The sequence below is a fragment of the Marinifilum flexuosum genome, assembly GCF_003610555.1.
Taxonomy (GTDB): Bacteria; Bacteroidota; Bacteroidia; order Bacteroidales; family Marinifilaceae; genus Marinifilum; species Marinifilum flexuosum.
Genome location: NZ_RAPQ01000009.1, coordinates 56,568 through 75,042 on the forward strand (window position 1 = coordinate 56,568; position 18,475 = coordinate 75,042).

An 18,475-nucleotide genomic window follows, 5' to 3' on the forward strand; every position below is an offset into this window, starting at 1 on the left:
TTTTTTAAACTGGCCACGTTTCCTTTTTGTAAGCACTATCCCAAAACATCCACTCCATTTTTGATGCTTTAACAAAGGCATTCCACATCTGCTTTCTTTTCTCAATGGAAGTATTCACTGCCAGATGATCACAAATTCTTATGGCTTTTTCTACCGCTAGTGCAAACTCTTCGCCTCCATAGGTATCAATCCAATTTTGGTATTGATTGTCTTCTTGATCCTGATGCTTCAGAATATAATCACCCACTTTTTTGTAGATCCAAAAACAAGGCAAGACAGCCGCTGCAGCTTCTTCAACCGAGGCGGTAGCCAATTGTTTATGAATAAAAGAGGTGTATAGAAGACAAGAAGGCGACACGCTGCCATTCTGCTTTTGATCTTTCAAATAAAATTGATGCAAGGCTTGTTCAACCGCAACTGTATCACTGGCAAAGTTTAAAAAGTCTTTTCTTTGCTCCGAATCTTCCAGTTTAACAGCGATTCCTGCCAACACCTTGCCAAACTCAGCCAAATAAAGAGAATCCTGAGTCAAATAAAATTTGAATTTTTCTCTGTCCAGTTCGCCACTCATCAGTTCAATAATAAAAGGATGTTCGAGTATTTGCGTATAAATTCCTTCTATTCTTCTCCAAGCTTCGTCAGACCATTTCATGAATCAATTGATTTAAGTGATAAACTCGTATTAACGATTTCCTTCAATTCTTTTGCTGCATTGCAAGGATCTTCAGCACAAACAATCGCCGAAACAACTGCAATTCCATCTGCTCCAGCCTTAATGATATCTGCTGTATTTGTCGAATTGATTCCTCCAATAGCCACAGCCGGATGCTTTGAAAAACTCATAATTTCCTTCACACCATCCAATTCCAAAGGCTTGGCAATATCATTCTTGGTTTGAGTAGAAAATACCGGAGATAAACCAATGTAATCAACATCAAGTTGGTTTGCTTGCCTTGCTTGTTCAATATTCTCAACCGAAAGTCCGATAATTTTATTTGGCCCTAATATTTTACGAGCCACATGATATGGCAAATCGCTCTGACCAATGTGCAAACCATCAGCATCTACCGCCAAAGCAATATCTAATCGATCATTAATAATTAAAGGCACTTTATATTTTTCAAGCACTTTCTTGACTGTGTCAGCCAACTGGTAAAAATCTTTTGAGTTTGCCTCCTTCTCTCGGATTTGCACCATGCTAACACCTCCTTTTACTGCCTCTTCAACAATATCTTCAAGCGCTTTACCATTGGCCAATTCCTTATCTGTTACCAGATATAAATTTAAATCTTCTCTGTTCATTCTACCGTACAAAATGCTTGTTCAATTTCAACTTCGCTCAGCTTATACAAACAATCCAGAAAATGCATTTGCATACTTCCAGGTCCATTTGCTTTTGCACTTGCCAGTTCTCCGGTAATTCCCATTACTGTCATTCCATTAACGGCTGCTTCAAACAAATTATCGTTGGTAGCAACAAAAGCTCCCAATAAAGCTGTTGCCGTACATCCCATTCCAGTTACCTTTTCCATCATCGAATTTCCAAAAGCAACCCTTTCAACTCGATTCCCATCGGTGATATAGTCTACCTCTCCACTGATTACAACAATACACTCATGCAATTGAGCCAGATATTTGGCAGAATCAAGAGCTGATTTTGTAGATACAACACTATCAACACCCTTGGTTTTCATTTCCTGATTCACCAAGGCCATGATTTCAGATGCATTGCCTCTAATAATTTCCGGATTGCAATTGTTGATTATTCTCGTTGCTATTTCGTTTCGGTAAGCTGTAGCTCCAGCGCCTACAGGATCGAAGACAATTGGAATTTTTCTTTCATTGGCCCTTAAGCCTGCAATAATCATCGACTCAACCCATTCTTTTGATAGGGTTCCCATATTTAACACCAAAGCAGAAGCAATTCCAACCATGTCCTTTACCTCTTCCTGGGCATGTGCCATAACCGGCGATGCCCCAATGGCAAGAAGTGCATTGGCAGTATTATTCATCACCACATAATTGGTGATATTGTGTACTAAGGGAGAATTTTTCCTGATTGCTTCCAGGTTTTCTGTAATCATTTTTGGGTTCATAGCATCTGGTTTTTCACAGCACAAATCGCTACATAATCACCACAATCATATCCTTCAATTGGTTCTTCGGCCACCTGATTTGAATACAGAGGATGCTTGGTTAGTGTTTGTGCAAATTGAAGATTCTTAAAGTTAGCATTTTTTATGATATCGATTTTCTCTGAAGTGGTTCTCCACTTGGCAACTTTAACCAATTCTATTGGATATGGATCTCTTGGATGAACTCCTCCTAATAATTCATGATCCCAGGTGCCCACTGATTTGGCCAAGTTGTAAAGAACACCATAAGAACTCTCTTTGGGAACATCAATCATTACAATTTTACCACCAGGACGCAATGCTTCATAAGCTTTCTCAACAGCCTTCTGTAAATCGGTAATATAACTTGGAGTACCATTAAACAGAATTGTATCGAACTTTTCTTTACCCAATTCCATTTCTTCGGCCGTGGTAATTTCAACATTTAAACCTCGTTCTTTGGCAATAGCTGCCATTCCTTCTGAAGGTTCAATACCATTCTTAATGCTAATACCGAATTCTTTGTCCAAAATGGTTTCGAACAAACCACTGCCACATCCTACCGAGAATACTTCTCCTGCATTTTCTAAGAAATGTGCCACCAATTTTACTTCCGAATAAAGAACATTTTCATTTTCCAAAAACCATGCATCATAATCCGATGCATATTGATTAAATTTTGATCCCATTTTATGCTTTTGTTTTAAGTATTTTGCACAACAGCAGGAAACAAAAAAACCGCTCCACGAAAGTGAAACGGTTGTATCTATATCTTAAAAATTATATCAGACAAATCGTTTCCCTACGCTACTATTATGCAGATCAGGTAAAAGGGTAAAATCTCAGCCTGAATACATGATTCAAGCACCCCTAACGTTTCGACAAAGGTAAAATTATTTCATGAAATCTCTTGTATTTGTATAATAACCCGGAATAAAATATTTGGCTGGATCCTGGGCTATTCGTTCGTGATATCGAACACTTTCATAAAATGCTTCTGTAAGATGTAATGCAACTCCTAAAACTTCCTGTCCAACAGTAAACGATTCTTTCTGGTAACTTAAATTACCCAAATTTGGCCTCTTAAATTCCATATGATCCTCTAATACGATCACGTCCTTTTTTACATCAAAATTAAAAGGAGCTTTCTGTTCCTTGTATTCTTGCCATTTGTTCAGGTATTCATCTTCATTTGTTGATTGCGCAGATATGGACAAAGCAATCAACAAAAGAACTAATAGTGCACTTATTGACTTCATAACATTGTGATTTGATTATGATTTAAATTTAAGCTTATCATTACTAAAAAACAAGTGAATGGCTCAATGAGTCCAATCCAGGAGAATTGCCTTAGCACCAACTTGTTTCTCAATGGCCTTTTTCATTGTTTCGAAATGCGGACAAGGATAGCCAATCGGATTTCCTCTCTTGATACATGAAGCCATGGCTATAATTTCTGCTCCTCTTTCTATCATCATTTTTGCTCTTGTTACAGCTTTTTTTCCCGGGCAGCCTCCACAAGTAACAAAGCCTGTAATTTCACAAGGTCCATATTCCTTAAATGCTAATTTTCCGGAGCTAGCCACCTTAAAATCTGCACTACCCGGACACATGTCCTCAGTTTGCTGGCAACGTATAATTCCTACTTTCTTCATCAACTTATAATTACCCATAAATTAAAACACAATAATAAAATATTGTTCTCTCATCATCAAACGATTTCTATTGAAATCAATTCTCCAATATAAAAATCCTTTGTTTTAGATTAACTTTGGAGCTTCACTCATTAGATTATGCATACAATACAAGAAATATTGGCAACATACGCCAATCGAATTCTATCAAAAAAAATATTGCCAGCCCGTAAAGCCAGCTTCTCATCCATTCCTGATGAAATGAATCAAGAATTGAAAGATTGCATACAGCAAATGGGCTACAAACAATTGTATTCTCACCAGGCTGAAATGTACAAGAAGGCCATGCAAGGGAAATCAGTAGTAATTACTACCGGAACAGCCAGTGGAAAATCTTTATCCTTTTACCTTCCGGTGATTGAGAGAATACTTGAGAATCCTAGCCGAAGAGCTCTTTTTATCTATCCTACCAAAGCTTTAACCAAAGATCAACTCCGCAATATTGTTGAGTTTGTAGAGTATTTTGGCAAACATCGCATACAAGCAGGCATTTACGATGGAGACACTCCTGCCAACGAACGATCCAGAATTCGTGAGGAAGCAAATATCATTCTTACCAATCCGGATATGATTAACGCCACTTTTCTTCCCAACCACAATCGATATGGTTTCCCGCATTTGTTTGCCAATCTCGATTTTATTGTAATTGATGAGCTACATGCCTATCGTGGCGCCTTTGGTTCACATGTTTCAAATGTAATGCGCCGTTTGCTTCGAATTTGCAATTATCATGGCAACACACCCAAGTTTTTATGCAGTTCAGCTACCATTGCCAATCCGGCTGAACTGGCTGAGAACATCTGTCACCAGCCTTTCGAATTAATTGAAAAAGATGGATCGCCAGCACCTGAGAAAGAAATTCTTTTTTGGCAACCCGAATTCATTAAAGAGGCACAAAGAAAAAGATCGGTAACGGAAGAGTTGAAAGGTCTACTACCCGATTTAATAGAAAATTGCACTCGTGTAATCACCTTTTGCATGTCGCGCAGAGAAACCGAGGTGGTAACCAAAGAGTGCCGTGATATTTTGGCACAAGATCCTTTAAAACTAGGTCCGGATTTCTCGGATAAAATATCGGCTTACCGTGGTGGATATACACCTTTGGAAAGAGCCAAGATTGAAAAGGATTTGGTAGAAGGCAATATTTACGGTGTTGTATCAACTTCAGCATTGGAGTTGGGAATCGATATTGGTGCTTTGGATATGGTAGTAATGGGTGGATTTCCGGGAACTCGAGCTAGTTTTTGGCAGCAATTGGGACGAGCAGGTAGGAAGGGCAACAAAGCCTATGCGGTTCTGATGCTCAAAGAAAAACCTATGGATCAGTATGTAGGAATGAATCCGAATTGGTTGTTGCAATCGGAATCGGAAAATGCTGTAATCGACAAGAACAATTTATACATACAGTTGGCACACATTCGCGCTGCTTCGGCCGAATTGCCTCTTAGTATCGATGACATTGCTACATTCCCTGATTTGGGAGAGATTATCCCTTTATTACAAAAAGAGGGTGAAATTAGCGAGCACAATGCGCAGTATCAGTGGAGCGGACAGGTATCTCCTGCTCACGAAATCAGCTTGAGAAACATTACCAGCGATACCATTAAAGTGGTTGATCGCGAAAAGGAAAAGACCATCACTACCGTTGATTTGGTCCAGGCGAAAAAGGAATTTTATCCGGGAGCCATTTATCTTCACGATAGCATACAATACAAGAGTCTTGATTTGGATTTGGAAAGCAAAACTGCCTGGGTAAAAGAGGTGGATTCGAACTATTATACCGAACCTCACAAACCGGGAACCATAGACATTTTAATGGAACATGACCAAAACGAGAAGCACCGAATTTATTCCTGCTTTGGCGATGTTCGGGTAAGTGTTTTGGTATCGGGCTATAAAATGATTCAGTTCAACACGCATCAAAACTTGGGTTACGAGGGGCTTTCACAGATTTTACAAACCCAAATGGAAACCGAAGCTTGTTGGATTCAAATTCCCGATAATGTAGTAAAAGTATTTGTTGCAACAGGAAAAGCACCAAGTTTGGAGCCTCAAAAACCTTTGGAAGAGGACAAAAGCATTCCTCGATTCGATTATACCGAAGGATTGGTGCATTGCATAAATGCTGCAGCAGCCATGCGAGTTATGGCTACCCATTCTGATTTGGGTGGTACGATTTTTGGTTTTGCACACCCTAAATCGCACAAACACAAGCATGCCATTATTTTGTACGATGAGTATCCTGGCGGCTTGGGATTTTCTGAAAAAGCATTCGAATATATCGATGAAATCATCAAAAGTGCTGGCCAACTAGTTAAGAACTGTGCTTGCCAGGATGGATGCCCGGCTTGTGTGGGAGATCATAGAATTAATAAGCATTTAATTCTGTGGGCACTGCGCTCTTTTTATAAGGAAGTTGATTTACCAAAAGACATTAAGGTTGAAGGTTTAACAAACTACACAAATGCTCCAATCCCAAAAATTGACTGGAACAATTTGAAAGAAAACTGGCAAATTGTTTTAAGTCGATTTGAAAAAGAAAATTTATTTGGTTCTCGATTCTTACAACAAAGCAGTGCATTGGAAATTAAAGGTTCTCAATTGATCCTATACTATGCTGATAGCAGCTTAAAATTGGCTCAAAAACCCGAAGTAATAGAAGGAATCAAATCCGAGTTATCGAAAGTAATTCTTTTACCGGAACATTTTGAATTGCATTTACGCCCCGACAATGGAGAAGCAAATCTAAAAAATCAGCTGAAGCTGCAACGCATGATGAGCAATGGTAAAGGGTATTTGAACAATTAAAGAAGTAATTCGAGTAAAAGTTTTGATGATTTTATTAAAGCTTTGGTAATTTTATCAAAGCTTTCAAGGTTTTACTAAAGCTTTGATGATTTTATCAAAACCTTTCAAGAATTTACTAAAGCTTTGGTGATTTTATCAAAACCTTTCAAGAATTTATTAAAGCTTTGGTGATTTTACCAAAACCTTTCAAGAATTTACTAAAGCTTTGATGATTTTATCAAAGCTTTCAAGAATTTACTAAAGCTTTGGTGATTTTATCAAAGATCAAGATAGTCATTAGTATGTTGTTATAACCATCACTTACAAACATTTAAGATTGAGCTTAAAACACTTACATAGAAAATTAAGAAACACTGACTTACCAAGTGAAGAATTCGATCCAATATCTGCATTCGAATCTTTTGAAACCCCAGTAATAAGTAATATTATTCCTCCGGATCGATACACTGAACCGAAGGAAGATTACAGCGATATTATCACGAAAGTGGAAGCGAAAAAGCCACAATTGGCTTCTGCTTTAAAAAAACTCAATTTGTATCAGCAACAAGCTGTATTTTCTGAGGATCAGAAATTATTGCTCTCGGCGATGGTAGGAAGTGGAAAAACCACGGTGCTGACTCACAAGGTGCTCTATCTGCACTTTATTAAAGGAATTCCCCTATCGCAAATGGCTGTGTTGACTTTTACAAATAAGGCTGCGCGCGAAATCAAAGAGAGGATACTGTCTTTTTACGAAAATTCAACACCACCCAATAGCGATGAACTGAGGTACTTTGGCACTTTTCATTCGGTTGCTCGCCAATTGATTAAAGAACATCCCAAATTACAGGAACTGGGCTTCACTCCTGATTTTTCCATTATGGATCAGGAGGCAAAAGAAGATTTCTTACAACGCTTGATTGTGAGTCACGAGTTGGATGTAAAATATCGCAACAAACTGGACAAACGCTTAAAATTGTACCGAAACGAAAAGCAGATCATCTATGGGAACATGAAAAATCCGGATGATTTGGTGCAGCTTTTAAATATTTCGCGCAAGGAGAAACAAGCCAACAACCTAATGGATTTTGATGATTTGATTTCGGTGATCAACTGGCTGTTAAAACTGAAAAAAACATTTATTCCTGAATGGATTATTGTGGATGAGTTTCAGGATTGCAACCAGGAACAAATTGAACTGATTCAAAACTTAAGCGATGACCAAAATCATTTCTTTGCCGTTGGCGATCCAAACCAGAGTATTTATGCATGGCGAGGAAGTACGAATGTGATTTTCCAGAATTACATAGAAGATCAATCCTTTGTAATTATGCGATTGCCTTTGAATTACAGAACATCAGGACAGTTGCTTAATGCCGCTTCTTGTCTGCTACAACAGAATAATGATGCTTTGCAAGCCACTCGCGACCAAGGGAAAAAACTGATTATCAGAAACCATTTCGATGATCATCAGGAAGCCTATTACTATGTGCAAAAGTTTAAAGAGGTACACCAGAAAGGAACGCCTTGGACGGAAATTGCCGTTTTGTTTCGTACCCGACAGCAAATTGCCATATTCGAATCGGTATTTCAATTGGAAGGCATCCCTTGCGAAGTGGTTAGCAAAACCAAATTGCGTGAACAAGCTGCCCTTTTCTGGTTGCAGAATATTCTCCTTTCCGGATTACATCCCAACGATATGGATAGCATTCTGCGTGTGTTTACATCTACTGATTTTGGTTGCTTAAAAGCTGGTAAAAAACTACTATCGGCCTACAGTAAGTTCACAGAAGGAAAAGAGTTTGCCTCAAAGCTGGAAGCTTTTTCTTGCTTTTTATCTGAGAAATATAAAAAGCATGCAGAATACATTGATCTTTGCCAACGCCTAATGGGATTGGCTGATTATTTGCAATCTCGAAAAAGGGATGTAAACCTGTATCAATATTTATCTCTCGATTTCTTTTTAAAACCAACATCCATCAACTATCAGGATGATGTTGCAGATATTAAGAATGCCTTAAACGAGTTGGATCATTATACATCGAAAAACTATTTTGGTGATTGGTTGGAAATCTACCGGGCAGCCTTGAGTCAGGTTAGCTTAGAAGGACATTTTCAAATCAATTCAGGCATTCAAACGGAAACTAAGGGCGTACGTCTACTAACCATTCATGCAGCAAAAGGTTTGGAATTTGATCATGTATACTTAAGCGGAGCCAATAGCGGAATTATTCCTTTGGAACGCAAAAAAGCAGGATATGATCATTTGAAAGAAGAAAAAAGGTTGTTGTTTGTAGCACTTACACGTGCAAAAAATCACATGGAAATATCCTGGCATACAAAATCAAGCGCATGGAATGCACAAGATGGACCTTCCTATTTCTTGAATTCAATTCCAAGTGCTTTGGTTGAGAAAGTGGATACCGCTCCTGCCAAGAATTCTGCGATAGAAACCACTCAGAAAGTAGAATCGAATGATGATTCAAAATGGAAAGTTGGAACAAAAGTAAAACATCCAAAATATGGAACCGGCGAAATCAAATCCTGCAATGAACAGGATGTTGTTTGTGATTTTGGTAAATTTGGAGAGAAGAGTTTTGCCTCAGCTTGGGCTCCATTGGTTAAAATTTAAAAAAGAAATATGTATCAAAAAGACTATGTATTAAGAATGATTGAGATGATTGGTGAATTGATCGCTCAAATTTTAGGCTTATTGAATAAAAAGAACACAAAAAAAGCATCTCAGATTCTTGAAAATGCATATCGCGATTTTTTGAAGGAAGATGCTTCATTCTTTAGGAGTTTGTCAAAAGAAAAACTAACCAACAGTTTATTGCAGGAGCACAACTATACCGATGAACACCTACAAGTATTAGCAGAATTATTTTATGCTGAAGCCGAAATTCAAAACACAAAAGAACAAAAAGCACTCGCAAGCGAATATTACGAGAAATCTTTAATTCTATTTCGTTTTGTTGTCGAAAATTCAACAAATTTTTCCATCAGATTGGAACAGAGAATTAATTTGCTTGAAAAGAAGATAAACTAATGATTGTAAGCATTTCGATAGGATTGATAAAAAATTTCCTTAAGTGGATCAATTCGAATTGAATTATCTTTCTTTTCAAATTCCATTTGTTTGTACTTGTTATAGAATTGATTCCTAAGGTCATCATCAACAAGTTGATATTCCAGGTAAGTTTTTGATTTGTAATAATGAATAACTGGGACCAATTCTTTAATCGAGTCATTTTTCACATTCAGAATCCCATAATACTTTGATATTGAATCTTCCTGCACACTAAAATCAATTAAACTAAAGACATCATTGGCAAGATTAAGTTTTTTATAGCCTGAAATTTGCCTGGTTTCAAAATGCCTTTCCATATGGTAAATATTCCGATCGGATTTATAAAAAGCTCTAACCCTATGCTTTGCTGGTCGCAATTTCGAAACTTCAAGAGAAATCAGATTTCCAACCTTTTGTTTTGATTGCGCTCCTTTTAATGTATAAGAACCATCATACCAGCTATTATCAACCTGATAAAAATATCTTACTGTTTGTTTCCAATTCACCTGTCCTCCAAAAGAAACGGTATGAATTTTTGTATCATAGATTAATGCATCTTGTTTATTTGTTTTACCCCAAAAGATGATCGGCAACTTAAAACCATTCCATGCATAAAAAGCAAAAAAAGATAGAAATACAATTCCAAAAACCCATGGGTTAATTTTATTCATACGATTAAATATTAAAATACACCTAAACTATAATTCAAACAATATATTAAATGAAGTTAAATATAATATTTTTTCGTGATTATCACACGAATATGACAAATTTCATGTTCTAAAAGACCTAATTTAATTGGTGTTTCATTTAGGAAACTGCTACATTTGTTGTTAACCAACTTGAACCTTTACAATGAGTTTTTTTCATAAGAGAACAAAAGCAGATACTGCTTTAAAATATTTTCATAAACCTCCAGGGTATTACAATTGCGCCCAAGCAATTTTTAAAGCATTTCAGGAGGAATACCAAATCACAAACGATCAGATTGTGGAATTGTCCAAATATGGCAATGGCAAAGCACCTAATGGATACTGTGGCGCTTACTTTGCTGCTTTGGAACTAATTAAAGACAAACCTGAATTGAAAGATGAATTCACCAAGAGATTTCAAGAAAAATCAGATCATTTAACTTGTTTCGATATCAGGTTTAATTACACAATGTCATGTAAAAACCTAGTAAAACTTGCTGCCAACCTACTGAACGAAATTGATTCAGAAAAAAAAGATTCTGAATGAAACCCATTCAAGTAACCGCAGCAATTATTCGGAAAGAAGATTCTATTTTGGTCGCGCAAAGAAATCATCACGATGATTTAGGATTAAAATGGGAATTTCCAGGTGGAAAAATCGAAGCAAACGAAACTGCTGAGGTTTGCATGGTGCGAGAACTTCATGAAGAATTTGGCATTCAATCAAAAGTACTAGGTTTTCTGGGTGAAAACACTCACAACTATGGCAGTAAAATCGTTTGCCTAAAAGCATTTTTTGTTGAACATGTATCGGGAGAATTTCAAAAACGAGTACACCAAAACATCAAGTGGGTACATGTCGATGATTTAAAAGATATGGATTGGGCTCCTGCCGATATCAAGCTGGTCGATTTACTTCTTGAGTATCTTCAGTCAAGCAATTGATTTACCGAATCACGCAAAAAATCCCTGGTATGGTAATCTTCATCAACAATATCTCCATTCCACACTACAATATCAAGGTCAATTACTCTCGGACCAAATTTAGGCAAGCTCCTATCCCTTCCCATTCTATCTTCAAGTCGCTTTAAATAATTTCGAAATTCATCAATATCATGTTGTGTTTCAACCTTGACAGCTCCATTAATAAAATCATCCTGATCCGTTATTCCTATAGGTGCAGTTTTAACCCATGATGAATGCTTTCCCACCCTATGGTCTTTTGCAAGCAAACATAACATCCTTTTGATATTTTCATTGGGATTTATATTTGATCCTATTCCAATAATGCACGAGTTCATATTCTTTAAATTAGATTTTCCGGTTTGCTTCAAGTTCTATGGATACTGACTCAGCGAATCGCAATGCATGAGGCTTATCAACTTCTACTTTAGCCCATTCTACATTGGGATTTTTCATGATCAAATCTAGAACCTGCTGAGTCAAATTTTCAAGCATTTTAAATTTGCCTTCCTGTACCAAAGCAATTACCTTTTTCGTAATCACCTTGTAATTGTAGGAGTTGTCAACATCATCATTCTTAATGGCCCTACTAACATCGGCTTTGATGCTCATGTTAATTACCACATCCTGTTTGTTTCGTAGTTCTTCAGGATTAAATCCAATGTATGTTCTAATCAGTAAATTTTTAACGCGAATAATTGCCATAATCTTACTTTATAAGAGTTGTTCTCCACCATCGCAGTACAATATCTGCCCGGTTAAGTTTTCGTTTTCCAAAATGTAATCTATAGATTGAAGAATTGGCTGTACACCTCCCGGTACTTTCATCGGAGTTTTATTGGCCAAATTCATTAAATATTCCTCACCTTTTCCCTCTGGTGGTAATGTTGCACCTGGTGCAATTCCATTTACTCGTACATCTGGTCCACATTCTAAAGCCATCATTTTTGTAAGATGTGCCAATCCCACTTTGGAAATGCTATAAGCAGCATGAGAATTCGAATACCCAGAAATTCGGGTATCTAAAAAATTAATAATTAAGCCTCTGTTGTTATTTAAAACAAAATCTCTTGATACAATAAATGGAGCTTTTAAATTCACGTCCATCTGCAGGTTAAAAAGTTTCACATCTGTTTCCCGAATAACACCAGGATCAAAAACCGACGCATTATTTACCAATAAATCCAATTGCTTAAAGTGCTTCATCACCTTGTCTATCAATTGTTCCAATTCCAATTCATTGCTCAAATCACATTGAAAGATTTTGAATTTTTGTACAGGATAAGTATTGATCAATTTTGCTTGCAATTCGAGAGCTTCTTTTTTAGATGAGTTGTAGTGCAGTGCAATATTATATCCTTTAGCTGCCAAATGTTCAGCCACCTCTTTTCCTATTCGTTTTATAGCTCCTGTTATTAGGGCATTTCTTCTTGTCATTCCAAATTATTTTATCGCTTTCCATTAAAATTAAAAAATATTCAAGCTTTTAAGAAATTTATGATAAGATAATTTAAAGATTCACAGAAAATATCATTATTTAATTCCTATTTTTGATTTTTGGATTTAACTATTCTTAAATTTAACAGGTAACAAATGATAAATATTCTAATTGAGGAGAAACTTAAAAGCACATGGCCTGATCTTAAGCTAGGAGCTATTCAATGTGATGTTGAAACACAAGAGGATTGTCCGGAACTTTGGAAGGAAATCAATGAATTCATTGAGAGAAAGGAAAAAGAATTAGATCCTGAAAAAATAAGACAATTACCGAGTGTAAAAAGTACAAAATTGGGATATCGCAAAATTGGTAAGGATCCAAGCAGATACAGACCTTCTGCCGAGGCTTTACTAAGAAGAGTTGCAAGTGGCAAAGGCTTGTATAAAATCAATAATGTTGTAGACCTTTTAAATTTGGTCTCTATTGATAGTGGATTTTCCATTGGTGGATACAATGCAGCAAAAATAAATGGTGATATTCAGTTAGGAATCGGAAGAAAAGATGAACCTTATAAAGGAATAGGACGTGGTGAATTAAATATTGAGTTCTTACCGATTTTCAGAGATGAATTGGGAGCTTTTGGAAGCCCTACCAGCGATTCTGTTCGCACATCGATTACCAATGAATGCTCACAATTTTTAATGATAATTTTAAGCTTTCAAGGAAATCACGAATTACAAAAAGCAATGGACTTTGCCGTTTCATTACTGCAAAAACATGCCAAAGGAGACAAGGTTGAAACACGAATCATATAAAGTAGAAAAGTCCGCACATCAAATGCGGACTTTCGTTTTCAAGTCTGAGTAGTAATTTAACGTAACACTCACGTTAATTCATTGTAATACAAATTTAATCACTGAAGTATAGGATACATTAACAGGTTTACCACGCTGTTTTCCTGGCGAAAACTTTGGTAAATTCTTAATCACACGAATTGCCTCCTGATCCAAAGAAGGATCCACACCTCGCAATACCTCAACATCATAAATGCCACCATCTTTACCCACGATAAATTTTACAAATACCCTGCCTGTAATTCCATTTTCCTGAGCCAATACAGGGTATCTTAGGCTTTTGTATATGTGCCGGTACAGTTCTGCATCGCCCTCCTTCCTGGTTTTACAAATATCAGGTCGAAAAATTGGCATTTCTTCAACAATAACAAAGATTTGAGCTTCATCCTCTTCCTCTTCTTCCGCTATAACTTCTCGAATAGGCTGAATATCCACTTCTGTTTCCTGATTGATTTCTTCCTCAACAATTTCTAATTCTTCTTCAATTTCAACATCATCTTCAACAATGGTAATAACATCCGCAACCTTGATTTTAGGAGGTAGTTTGGGTGGAGCCTTTATTTCTTCCTGCCTGGTAATCGGAACCATTTCCTCATCAATTGTAAATTCTGCTTCCGAAGTAAATTGGGTAGCTTGTTTTACATTTGATCTCCATTCAAACGAAACAAAGGTTACAGCCAGAGCCACGACCAATCCAATTTCAAAGAATAAGGATTTCCGTTTTTCCAAATCAACATTTGGATTCTTTTTAGGAATCATAGCTGTTCTTTTTAATGGTAACAAATTACAATCAATAATAGGAACATTTCTAGCATGATTCTCTACGAATCATGCTAAAATACTGACCTCAAGAGAGGATGAGTTCAAAGAACGTTTTACTTATTAATAGTACGAATTTTGATCTTTATTGTTTCGGAAAAATAAATCGTTTATATTTTGATTTTCAATCTATTGTAATCTGAAATTCACAAAAGCAGAATAATAAACCGGAACAGGTTTTAATCGTTGCAAACCTGGTTTAAATTTTGGCAAGCTTTTAAGTACTCGAATTACTTCATTGTCTAAAATTGGATCAACCGAACGAGTGATTTCGATATTAGAAATATCGCCACTTTTGGTAACTACAAATCGAACATATACTTTACCCTGAATACATGATTCTTGTGCAACAATAGGATATTTTACTGATGTTTGTAAAGTTCGAAACAGATCCATATTACCCTGTTTGTAATTGTCATTTTTATCTGGATTAAAAACTGGCATGTGCTCCACTACTGCAAATGGAGTTTCTTCAACGTACTCTTCAATATCTTCCTTAACTACTAATGGTACCTCATCATCAGGATTATCAAATGAATCCTCAGGTTCATAATCTATTCCTTCTTCTTCATTATCTACCAATAAAGGTGTAAGCAACTCTATCTTTTTAATTTTTGGTGGTTCTTTAGGCCTTTCTGGCTCACGATATGTAATCGGTATCAACATATCCACATCGTCCAATACCTCGACAACAATATCTTTAGGTTCATCAAATGGAACCTCGTATTCGAAGGCAGTTAAAACCAACACAAAACTGAAAATCAATCCAAACTGCAGAAACATGATTCTTTTCTTCTCCAAATTATATTTAGCATTCTTTTTCTCTTTCATAGCTCTTTGAACTAAAGGTTCAACAATATTCTACAACTAACTTCTTAGTTAATATCTATAAAAAAATTATTGTAGCACAAACGAAATATATCCACTAAACCAAACACTTACTGGTTTATTTCTTTGTTTTCCAGGTTTAAACTTAGGCAGATTACTTACTACTCTAATCGCTTCCTTATCCAAAGATGGGTCAACAGAACGAACTACTTTAATATTAGCAATTTCACCTGTTTTGGTCACAACGAATCGTACAAACACTTTTCCTTGTATACCATTTTCTTGAGCAATTGTAGGGTAACGAGTCATTTTCTGCATGGTAATGAACAAATCACGTTGTCCTTGTTCGTATGTTTTGTTCTTTTTAGGATTAAAAATTGGCATCTGTTCTACTTTCACAAATGGCGTATCTTCATCAACTTCTTCTTCATCTTCATTCACAGCAACAATATCAAATTCATCATCTTCTGATAAGCTTGCATCTTCGATCTCAAGATCTTCAATTTCTTCGTCATCATCTGCCAATAAAAGTTCTGCTAATTCCATCAACTTTACTTTTGGCTGTTCTTTGGGTTTTGGCTTATCCTGAACAGTAACAGGGATAATTTCATCCGTTTCTTCAAGGATATCCATGGTCAACTCCTCTGTTTCGGCAACTGGTGTTTTGTACTCAAAAGCAGCCAAAACAATTAAAAAACTGAGTAGAAAACCGATTTGTAAGAACATTCCTCTTTTCTTTTCTAAATCGTAACGGGGGTTCTTTTTTACTTCCATAACATTGAATTTTGGTTAGACAATAAATTGGTTTTGGGTGTTATTCCTAAAGAATTAGTCATAAGAACTAATTTCTTAGTTAATATACGTAAAAAATTTTATTTATTCAAAGCAAAACGGATAGGAATTGTATAACTCACCTTAACTTTAATTCCTTGTTGCTCTCCAGGAATCCAATAAGGCATACTATTTATAACACGAAGAGCCTCTTCATTTAATTCCACATTCGCACCTTTTATAATTTTTGCATCTGAAACACTGCCATCTTTATTTACATTGAATTTTACATATACCTTCCCTTCATAACCTTGCTCAGCAGCTAAAATCGGATATCTCAAATTTCTGGCAACCCACTTTCTTAAGCTTCCATTTCCTCCAGGGAATTCTGGCATTTTCTCAACAACAGTATATTCTTGATTGCAATTTTCTAATTTCGCTAAATTATCAGTATGATAATCCGAAGCATTTTTAATTCTTGCAAGAACTGGTTTTCTAATTAATATAGGTTGTTCAATTGCAAAATCTTTCAATTTAAAATCAACTGGCAATGTATAAGCTACATTTACCAAATTGCCTTTGTGCTTACCTGGTGTCCATTTAGGTAATCCCTTTACCACTCTCAACGCTTCCTTATCCAATTCAGGAGAAACACCTTTATTTACATATACATTTTTAACTTCTCCTGATTTCCCAACAACAAAACTTACAAACACCTTTCCTTCCGTTTTGTTTTTCTCTGCCTTTTTAGGATATCTCATTTCATTGGTGATATACTTTTTCAATACATTAATACCACCAGGGTATTCAGGCATTTCATCAGCAATTCTATATATTTGATTAGGACTTACTTCTTCCTTATGCTTTAATGCTGAAATACCACTTGTAGCTGATCCTTGAATAAAGTGCAATTCATCATCGTATGTTGAATATTGTCTGTCTGAAAAAGAATAAAATTGTTTTAATCCATCAGGAATAAATTCTTTAAATGAAAAGTTTTGGGAATTTTTTTTCTCTTCTTCAATCGTAAAAGCGAATGCTGATAGTAATACCAAAACAATTGGAAGCAACAATAAAAGCTTAACCAATGCAATCTTTGGAGTTTTAATTTTACCTAACATCGAAATTCTTTTCTTCAATGTTGATTGACCAAAGTTATTTGCCAATCGGAACAAATCTCCTCCTGCAAATTGATTGACAATATGCATTTTGTATTCATTCGGATTAACCGAACCATTCACCACCTTATCGTCAGCTAAATACTCATGTACTTCCTGAATAGAACTTTTGTACATCCAAACAAATGGATTAATCCAAAAAACTACTGTAAGCACCTCCAACACTAAAAGGTCAAATGTATGCAATTGATCCACATGCACTCTTTCATGTGCCAATATGGAAGCAAATCCTGGCTTTTTATAGTCCTGATTGCTTACAAAAATTGCATTTAAAAATGAGAATGGCGGATAATCATCCTTCATTACTACCAACTGAACTCCATTCTCACGAATTCTTTTATTTGTTCTGGTCCAAATAAATAATTGAATCAGGTTCTTAAGAAAACGAAGAGTTAGTAGTAATAATCCAATCAGGTATACAAATCCAATATATTGATACCAATTAATATGATTATCAGCAGTAACCACAACTTCCTCCAACATATTTGCACTTAAATATTGTTGAGAAGTTAATACCACCGCATCAAGCATTGCATAGTCTGATGTTACCGGATTTGATTCTAACTGAAAAGGTATTTTAAGAGATGGGATTAGTAACGAGGCGGCCAGAGTCAGCATCAAGAACACACGGTTGATCCTGAAAAAGGTATCCCTTTTCAGAAACAACCAATACAAGGCATAAAAGAATGCCATGCAAATTGCTGATTGTAAAAAATATAGAATTACGCCTGTTACCATTCACCGATATATTTAAGAGCTTTGCTTTTTAATTTGCTCTTCAACCATTCTTTTAACCTCTTCCAATTCCGATAAGCTTACCTGTTCTTCCTTTGCGAAGAAGGATACCATATCACGGTATGAGTTCGAGAAATAATTTCTTACAAATCCTTTCATGAATTTGCGAGTGTACTCTTTTTTGGTAATTAATGGGTGGTATCTATGACTTTTACCGAATGCAACATGTCCAACAAATCCTTTTTTCTCAAGAATTCGAACAATTGTTGAAACTGTATTGTAAGCTGGTTTTGGTTCAGGAATAAGCTCGATTACTTCCTTTACAAAGGCACTTTCAAGTTCCCAAAGGATTTGCATCACCTGCTCTTCAGCCCTAGTTAATTCTTTCATTATTATTTGTATTATTTAAAGTGGGACAATTCGTTTTTGTTTCTTAAATCTATTTTTTGACTTCTGACTTAAATATAGAACTATATATTTAGTTTTCCAATACTGATGAATAAAAATCAGCAATAAAATCAATAAGCCTCTA

At 35.9% G+C, this 18,475-nt stretch carries 21 protein-coding genes and 1 riboswitch; of the genes, 6 read left to right on the forward strand and 15 right to left on the reverse strand.

Annotated features, from left to right (window positions below; translation table 11 throughout):
- Window positions 1–4: 4 nt before the first annotated feature.
- The 6 genes from tenA to BXY64_RS10150 form a co-directional block, all read right to left on the reverse strand.
- Window positions 5–652 carry a thiaminase II gene (gene tenA, locus BXY64_RS10125; RefSeq protein ID WP_120239859.1) on the reverse strand — a complete coding sequence of 216 codons (648 nt, stop codon included), beginning with the start codon at window positions 650–652 and terminating at the stop codon, window positions 5–7.
- Window positions 649–1,302, reverse strand: coding sequence for a thiamine phosphate synthase (gene thiE / locus BXY64_RS10130; RefSeq protein WP_120239860.1), 654 nt, complete (start codon window positions 1,300–1,302; stop codon window positions 649–651). The genes tenA and thiE overlap by 4 nt, the downstream gene beginning before the upstream one ends.
- Window positions 1,299–2,096, reverse strand: a complete 798-nt coding sequence (thiM, locus tag BXY64_RS10135) for a hydroxyethylthiazole kinase (protein WP_120239861.1) — start codon at window positions 2,094–2,096, stop codon at window positions 1,299–1,301. Before thiM ends, thiE begins: the two co-directional genes overlap by 4 nt.
- Window positions 2,093–2,803, reverse strand: a complete 711-nt coding sequence (locus tag BXY64_RS10140) for a class I SAM-dependent DNA methyltransferase (protein ID WP_120239862.1) — start codon at window positions 2,801–2,803, stop codon at window positions 2,093–2,095. Before BXY64_RS10140 ends, thiM begins: the two co-directional genes overlap by 4 nt.
- A 93-nt stretch (window positions 2,804–2,896) precedes the next feature.
- A riboswitch (TPP riboswitch) is annotated at window positions 2,897–2,996 on the reverse strand.
- An 11-nt stretch (window positions 2,997–3,007) separates the two neighbouring features.
- On the reverse strand, window positions 3,008–3,373 hold the full coding sequence (locus BXY64_RS10145) for a hypothetical protein (protein WP_120239863.1): 366 nt from the start codon (window positions 3,371–3,373) through the stop codon (window positions 3,008–3,010).
- A gap of 63 nt (window positions 3,374–3,436) precedes the next feature.
- Window positions 3,437–3,769: a CGGC domain-containing protein gene (locus tag BXY64_RS10150; protein WP_120240507.1), complete on the reverse strand. Its 333-nt coding sequence runs from the start codon at window positions 3,767–3,769 to the stop codon at window positions 3,437–3,439.
- 138 nt (window positions 3,770–3,907) lie between these two features.
- Between BXY64_RS10150 and BXY64_RS10155 the strand changes: the two genes are divergently transcribed.
- The 3 genes from BXY64_RS10155 (at window position 3,908) to BXY64_RS10165 (ending at window position 9,644) form a co-directional block, all read left to right on the forward strand.
- Entirely contained in the window at window positions 3,908–6,616 is a 2,709-nt protein-coding gene (locus BXY64_RS10155; RefSeq protein ID WP_120239864.1) for a DEAD/DEAH box helicase, read from the forward strand.
- Window positions 6,617–6,932: 316 nt separating this feature from the next.
- A complete protein-coding gene (locus tag BXY64_RS10160) occupies window positions 6,933–9,227 on the forward strand; it encodes an ATP-dependent helicase (protein ID WP_120239865.1) in 2,295 nt (764 codons plus the stop codon).
- Window positions 9,228–9,236: 9 nt separating this feature from the next.
- Complete coding sequence (locus tag BXY64_RS10165) at window positions 9,237–9,644, forward strand: hypothetical protein (RefSeq protein WP_120239866.1); 408 nt, start codon at window positions 9,237–9,239, stop codon at window positions 9,642–9,644.
- Here BXY64_RS10165 and BXY64_RS10170 read toward each other — a convergent pair.
- Window positions 9,641–10,336 carry a hypothetical protein gene (locus tag BXY64_RS10170; protein WP_120239867.1) on the reverse strand — a complete coding sequence of 232 codons (696 nt, stop codon included), beginning with the start codon at window positions 10,334–10,336 and terminating at the stop codon, window positions 9,641–9,643. The genes BXY64_RS10165 and BXY64_RS10170 overlap by 4 nt on opposite strands.
- A 184-nt stretch (window positions 10,337–10,520) precedes the next feature.
- On the opposite strand from BXY64_RS10170, the gene BXY64_RS10175 reads away from it, so the two are divergent.
- Both BXY64_RS10175 and mutT read left to right on the forward strand, forming a co-directional pair.
- Window positions 10,521–10,904 carry a C-GCAxxG-C-C family (seleno)protein gene (locus BXY64_RS10175; RefSeq protein ID WP_120239868.1) on the forward strand — a complete coding sequence of 128 codons (384 nt, stop codon included), beginning with the start codon at window positions 10,521–10,523 and terminating at the stop codon, window positions 10,902–10,904.
- A complete protein-coding gene (gene mutT / locus BXY64_RS10180) occupies window positions 10,901–11,302 on the forward strand; it encodes an 8-oxo-dGTP diphosphatase MutT (RefSeq protein WP_120239869.1) in 402 nt (133 codons plus the stop codon). The genes BXY64_RS10175 and mutT overlap by 4 nt, the downstream gene beginning before the upstream one ends.
- Here mutT and folK read toward each other — a convergent pair.
- The 3 genes from folK to BXY64_RS10195 are packed head-to-tail and all read right to left on the reverse strand — an operon-like array spanning window position 11,287 to window position 12,757.
- Complete coding sequence (gene folK / locus BXY64_RS10185; RefSeq protein ID WP_120239870.1) at window positions 11,287–11,658, reverse strand: 2-amino-4-hydroxy-6-hydroxymethyldihydropteridine diphosphokinase; 372 nt, start codon at window positions 11,656–11,658, stop codon at window positions 11,287–11,289. The genes mutT and folK overlap by 16 nt on opposite strands.
- A 10-nt stretch (window positions 11,659–11,668) precedes the next feature.
- Window positions 11,669–12,025, reverse strand: coding sequence for a dihydroneopterin triphosphate 2'-epimerase (folX, locus tag BXY64_RS10190; RefSeq protein ID WP_120239871.1), 357 nt, complete (start codon window positions 12,023–12,025; stop codon window positions 11,669–11,671).
- 9 nt (window positions 12,026–12,034) lie between these two features.
- Entirely contained in the window at window positions 12,035–12,757 is a 723-nt protein-coding gene (locus tag BXY64_RS10195) for an SDR family oxidoreductase (RefSeq protein WP_120239872.1), read from the reverse strand.
- A gap of 156 nt (window positions 12,758–12,913) precedes the next feature.
- On the opposite strand from BXY64_RS10195, the gene BXY64_RS10200 reads away from it, so the two are divergent.
- A complete protein-coding gene (locus BXY64_RS10200; protein WP_120239873.1) occupies window positions 12,914–13,573 on the forward strand; it encodes a B3/B4 domain-containing protein in 660 nt (219 codons plus the stop codon).
- A gap of 78 nt (window positions 13,574–13,651) precedes the next feature.
- Here the strand turns inward: BXY64_RS10200 and BXY64_RS10205 are convergent, their stop codons facing one another.
- The 5 genes from BXY64_RS10205 to BXY64_RS10225 all read right to left on the reverse strand — a co-directional run bounded on the left by BXY64_RS10205 (window position 13,652) and on the right by BXY64_RS10225 (window position 18,333).
- Window positions 13,652–14,371, reverse strand: coding sequence for an energy transducer TonB (locus BXY64_RS10205; protein WP_120239874.1), 720 nt, complete (start codon window positions 14,369–14,371; stop codon window positions 13,652–13,654).
- Between the two features lie 189 nt (window positions 14,372–14,560).
- Window positions 14,561–15,262, reverse strand: coding sequence for an energy transducer TonB (locus BXY64_RS10210; protein WP_120239875.1), 702 nt, complete (start codon window positions 15,260–15,262; stop codon window positions 14,561–14,563).
- Window positions 15,263–15,328: 66 nt separating this feature from the next.
- Window positions 15,329–16,033: an energy transducer TonB gene (locus BXY64_RS10215; RefSeq protein WP_120239876.1), complete on the reverse strand. Its 705-nt coding sequence runs from the start codon at window positions 16,031–16,033 to the stop codon at window positions 15,329–15,331.
- 98 nt (window positions 16,034–16,131) lie between these two features.
- Window positions 16,132–17,946: a TonB family protein gene (locus tag BXY64_RS10220; protein WP_120239877.1), complete on the reverse strand. Its 1,815-nt coding sequence runs from the start codon at window positions 17,944–17,946 to the stop codon at window positions 16,132–16,134.
- Window positions 17,947–17,958: 12 nt separating this feature from the next.
- On the reverse strand, window positions 17,959–18,333 hold the full coding sequence (locus tag BXY64_RS10225; protein ID WP_120239878.1) for a BlaI/MecI/CopY family transcriptional regulator: 375 nt from the start codon (window positions 18,331–18,333) through the stop codon (window positions 17,959–17,961).
- Window positions 18,334–18,475: the final 142 nt, after the last annotated feature.